Here is a 4,605-nt window from a genome sequence, read left to right as displayed (position 1 = left end):
GTCCCCCCGCCGACTGGTCGGCGGTCTATCCCGCCGGCGCCGAGATCCGCGCCTATCTCGACCGGCTCGTATTCGACGAAGGGCTCACCGACCACATCCGACTCGGCCGCGAACTCACTTGTGCGACATGGGATGTCGAGGGAGCTCGCTGGCATCTGGTCACCGAGGGCGTTGACGGTGCGCAGTCGCTGACCGCCCGGATCCTGCTGCTGGCCGTGGGCCGGTTGTCGGAGCCGAGAATCCCCGACATCGAAGGCCTCGACGACTTTCCGGGGACCGTGGTCCACACGGCCGCCTGGGAGCCCGACCTCGATCTGGCGGGCGCCCGGGTCGGGGTGGTCGGTACCGGGGCGTCGGCGATCCAGATCGTGCCGCATGTGGCCGACCGCGCCGCCGAGCTCGTCATCTTCAGCCGCACCCCGCCCTACATCGTGCCGCGGGAGGATCGTCGCCTCGATCCCGCCGAGCGTGCCGAGCTCGTCGATCCGCAGCGGGCGGCCGCACACCGAAACGAACTGTTGCGCAACGCCGACGCCGCGTTCGCGCAACGTCTGCGCCGCCGTCCCGACATCGACGAGATCCGGGCGCGGGCATTGACCCACCTGCGCGCGCAGATCCCCGATCCGGTGCTGCGTGCCGAACTCACCCCGGACTACGAGATCGGTTGTAAGCGAATACTTCTCAGTGACGATTTCTATCCGACGCTGTTGCGTGAAAACGTCGTCTTCGAGCCGGGGGCGCTCGAATCGGTCGTCGAAGCCAAGGCGCGCGCGTCCAGCGGCCGCAGTCACGAACTCGACATCCTGGTGATGGCAACGGGTTTCGAGGCGGCACGACCGCCGGTCGCCACGCGCGTGCACGGCCGGGACGGCGAGTTGCTCGCCGACCACTGGCGGCACGGCATGATCTCCTATGCCTCGACCGTGGTCGCCGGGTTCCCGAACATGTTCGTGCTCGACGGCCCGAATGCGGCGCTCGGCCACAATTCGGCGATCTACATGATCGAGACGCAACTCGATTATGTCGTCGGCGCCCTCGATCACATGGCCGAGGCGGGGGTTGCCGCACTGGAGGTCACCGCGGACGCCGAGGCCGCGTACACCCGGGAGATCGACGACCGGAGTTCCGATACGGTGTGGTTGACCGGTTGTGACAGTTGGTATGTCGATCCCGAGAGTGGTCGGCTGACACTGCTCTGGCCGGGTACGGCGTTGTCGTTCCGAGAGCGCAACGGCACGTTCGAGCCGGAGCCGTTCGTCACCCGATCGACAGCGGCCACCACCAGTGAACGAGGGGAGTGAGCACCCATGCCGTCCATGAGCATGGCCGCGGCACTCGATGCCGCGACGACCACCGAGATCACCGACGTCGAGGTGGTGAGCACCCTGCTGTCGGCGTCCGGCGCCGATCTGTATGCGCTGCAACGGATCGCCGCCGATCTCCGCGATGAGGGCCTCTCGGCTGTCGGACGATCCGGGCAGGTCACCTACTCGCGCAAGGTGTTCATCCCGCTGACCAAACTGTGCCGCGACCGATGCCACTACTGCACCTTCGTGACGATCCCGGGGAAGCTCGCCCGCGCCGGTGCAGGGATGTACCTCGAACTCGACGAGGTTGTCGACATCGCGCGCAGGGGTGCCGAACTCGGTTGCAAGGAAGCGTTGTTCACTCTCGGTGACCGCCCGGAGGATCGGTGGCCGCAGGCCGCGCAATGGCTGTCCGAGCGTGGTTACACCTCCACGCTGGATTACGTCCGCGCCGCCGCCATCGCGGTCCTGTCACACACAGGACTGTTGCCGCACCTGAATCCGGGTGTGATGAGCGCCGAGGAGATGACCGCCCTTCGCCCGGTCGCGCCGTCGATGGGCATGATGCTCGAGACCACCTCGCGCCGACTGTTCACCGAGAAGGGCATGCCTCATTACGGCAGCCCCGACAAGGATCCCCTGGTACGGCTGCAGGTGTTGCGTGATGCGGGTGCCCTCGGGATTCCGTTCACCACCGGAATCCTCGTCGGCATCGGTGAAAGTCTCACCGAGAGAGCGCAATCGTTGCTTGCGATGGCCGAGATCGCCGCGGCCGGCGGGCACATCCAGGAAGTGATCGTGCAGAACTTCCGGGCCAAGCCGGACACCGCGATGCGTGGTACCCCGGACGCGGAGATGACCGAGTTCCTCGCCGCGGTCGCGACCGCGCGGATCGTGCTCGGTCCGCACATGCGTATCCAGGCGCCGCCGAACCTCGTGTCGGCGGCCGAGTGCGAGGCACTCATCGCCTCCGGCGTCGACGACTGGGGTGGGGTGTCACCGCTGACGCCCGATCACGTCAATCCCGAACGCCCGTGGCCCAACCTCGACGTGCTCGCCGACCTCACCGCGGGCGCGGGATTCACCCTGACCGAACGTCTCACCGCGCAGCCGCCGTACATCCTCGACGCGTCGTCGTGGATCGACCCGGCATTGCACGATCACGTCGCGGCCCTGAGCGATCCGCACAGCGGTCTGGCCGCCGACCGGATTCCATCACCCCGGACGTGGTCGGCGGTGGCGTGAGCGGTCTGGCTGCCGACCGTGAGCGGGGCGCCGCTCACCAGTGTCTCTCGGTGACCCCGCCGCCGTCCGGCCGATAGTCGGCGCAGCGCACCCATTGCGGTCGGACGCGCACGTGCACGATGTCGGGATCGGCCGCCCGCTGCCGTCCGTCCGGATACTGCGCGAAGTACGCGTCCCGGCATCGCTGCGCAGCCTCGCCGTGCGGAATGTCCGCCCGCCCCTCACATTGCACGGTGATTTCCTCGGTGGTGCCGACCACGAGGGCGACCCGGGAATCGGCCGCGAGATTGGCGAACTTGCGGGATGACAGTGAGGTGTCGAAGACGATCTCCGCGGAGTCGGTGACGGCAATCCCGACGAGCGCCGCCTCGGGTGCTCCGTCCGGCGAGACGGTCGCGACGACCCCGAGCGGGTGGGAGCGAATGAAGGCGATGAATTCGGTCGGGGTCATCGGGGTCGGCGATTCACCGGGGATCGTGATGTGCCGCGAGGGCCCGATATCCCCCGATGACATCGGTGGCGCGGTGTAATCCCAACTGCTGCAACGATGCCGCCGCCAGGCTGGAGGTGTATCCCTCCGAGCACAGGATGATCCACCGCACGTCGTGGTCGACGGCCTCTGGGATCCGTGCGTCGCTGGCCGGATCACATCGCCATTCCAGGACGTTGCGTTCGATGACGAGTGCCTCGGGAACCTCACCCTCGGCGGCACGTTGCGCGGCCGGGCGGATGTCGACGAGCACGGCACCGGCTGCGAGTTCGGCGTCGAGATCCTCGGCGGGCAGTCGTTGCAGGGACTCCCGCGCGACGAGCAGCATGTCGTCGATGGTCATCGGCATGGGTTCACGATAGGCGTTCTATTCCGGTTCGTCGGTCAGTTCGGTCCGGGTCCGGCGGAGTGCGCCGCCTTCGGTCACCTCGTAGAACGACATCGCGGTCAATGGCGGGGAGTAGGCGTGGACGCTGAGCGTCGGGCCGCTCGGAGTGGCCACCGAGGTATCGCCCGTCGGGACGGTGAGACCACGCGCCGGCGGGATGCTCCCGTGGTGCTGAACGTCGTGGACCCAGCCCAGCGGGAAAGCCGCCTGATCGCCGGCCGAGAGGATGCGCAGCGCGAGATCTTCACCGGTCCAACGGTATTCGCGCAGTGCGCCGCTCAACACGGTCAGTGCGCCCAGCGATCCGGCGTGGTCGTGCAGGTCGGTCGAGCGGTCCGGCGTCCAGCTGATCAGCCACAGGTCGAGGTCGTCGTCGGATTCCAGACGGGTCGACCACCGCTCTACCGGGTCCCAGGCGGTGGGCAGCAGGTGGTCGTAACGTCCGTCGAGGACGTCGGCGACGCCCTGGTCGGTGATCCGCAGCAGGTCTGCCGGGCGCAGCCGGGTCGGTAGGTGGGCAGCGGTGTGGCGGGCAGAACGGTCCGGGCGGAGCGTGCGGGGTGGCTGGGTACGAGATGGCTGGGTACGGGAGGGCAGGGTCGAGGTCATGAGTTCTCCTGTGAACGAGGGTCGAGGGGAGTGCGCCGGATACGGTGACGGCCGCGACATCGCCTCGATGGAGTGCTCACGCGACCAGGGTGACCGCGCATCGACGTGAGCGGGAGGGTTCTCCTCACCCTGGGTGCAATCGGGCCCCGGTGTGATCTGTGACTCAACGACCGTCGGTGAGCAGGGGCGGGTGTGGGAGGGCCGCCCGGTGGGCAGATACTCTAGGACAACACGTGTGTGCGGTCTTTCAGAGCTGCGGATTGCCGCTGCATGCGTGCTCGGCGCGACCAGCCCTCGCGTACATCTCGGCCCGCCGCGCGACGGCGGCCGACCGAAGTGCTTGCAGCAAAGGAGTGTGTGGTGACCTACATCATCGCGGAACCCTGCGTGGATGTGATGGACAAGGCATGCGTGGAGGAATGCCCGGTCGATTGCATCTACGAAGGTGGTCGCAGTCTCTACATCCAGCCGGATGAATGTGTGGACTGTGGTGCCTGCGAGCCGGTGTGTCCGGTGGAGGCGATCTTCTACGAGGATGACGTCCCCGACGAATGGGATCCGTACGT

6 protein-coding genes are annotated in these 4,605 nt (G+C 67.5%); 3 read left to right on the top strand and 3 right to left on the bottom strand.

Annotated features, from left to right (window positions below):
* Together B1964_RS15100 and cofG are read left to right on the top strand one after the other, a co-directional pair.
* On the top strand, positions 1-1,301 hold a 1,301-nt coding region (locus B1964_RS15100), incomplete at its 5' end, for an NAD(P)/FAD-dependent oxidoreductase (protein ID WP_079930349.1).
* Between the two features lie 21 nt (positions 1,302-1,322).
* Positions 1,323-2,552, top strand: a complete 1,230-nt coding sequence (gene cofG, locus B1964_RS15095; protein WP_253194011.1) for a 7,8-didemethyl-8-hydroxy-5-deazariboflavin synthase CofG — start codon at positions 1,323-1,325, stop codon at positions 2,550-2,552.
* A 34-nt stretch (positions 2,553-2,586) separates the two neighbouring features.
* Here the strand turns inward: cofG and B1964_RS15090 are convergent, their stop codons facing one another.
* From B1964_RS15090 to B1964_RS15080, 3 genes are read right to left on the bottom strand one after another with little or no spacing between them, the layout of a single operon-like run.
* Complete coding sequence (locus B1964_RS15090) at positions 2,587-3,003, bottom strand: pyridoxamine 5'-phosphate oxidase family protein (RefSeq protein WP_079930347.1); 417 nt, start codon at positions 3,001-3,003, stop codon at positions 2,587-2,589.
* Between the two features lie 13 nt (positions 3,004-3,016).
* Entirely contained in the window at positions 3,017-3,391 is a 375-nt protein-coding gene (locus B1964_RS15085; RefSeq protein ID WP_079930346.1) for a rhodanese-like domain-containing protein, read from the bottom strand.
* A gap of 18 nt (positions 3,392-3,409) precedes the next feature.
* On the bottom strand, positions 3,410-4,039 hold the full coding sequence (locus B1964_RS15080; RefSeq protein WP_079930345.1) for a cysteine dioxygenase family protein: 630 nt from the start codon (positions 4,037-4,039) through the stop codon (positions 3,410-3,412).
* A 357-nt stretch (positions 4,040-4,396) separates the two neighbouring features.
* Here B1964_RS15080 and fdxA point away from each other — a divergent pair.
* The coding region (gene fdxA, locus B1964_RS15075) for a ferredoxin (RefSeq protein WP_216354247.1) at positions 4,397-4,605 on the top strand (209 nt) is incomplete at its 3' end.

This window comes from Gordonia sp. i37 (genome assembly GCF_002043085.1).
In the GTDB taxonomy this organism is placed as follows: Bacteria; Actinomycetota; Actinomycetes; order Mycobacteriales; family Mycobacteriaceae; genus Gordonia; species Gordonia polyisoprenivorans.
This window is presented reverse-complemented; position numbering and strand designations above follow the sequence as displayed.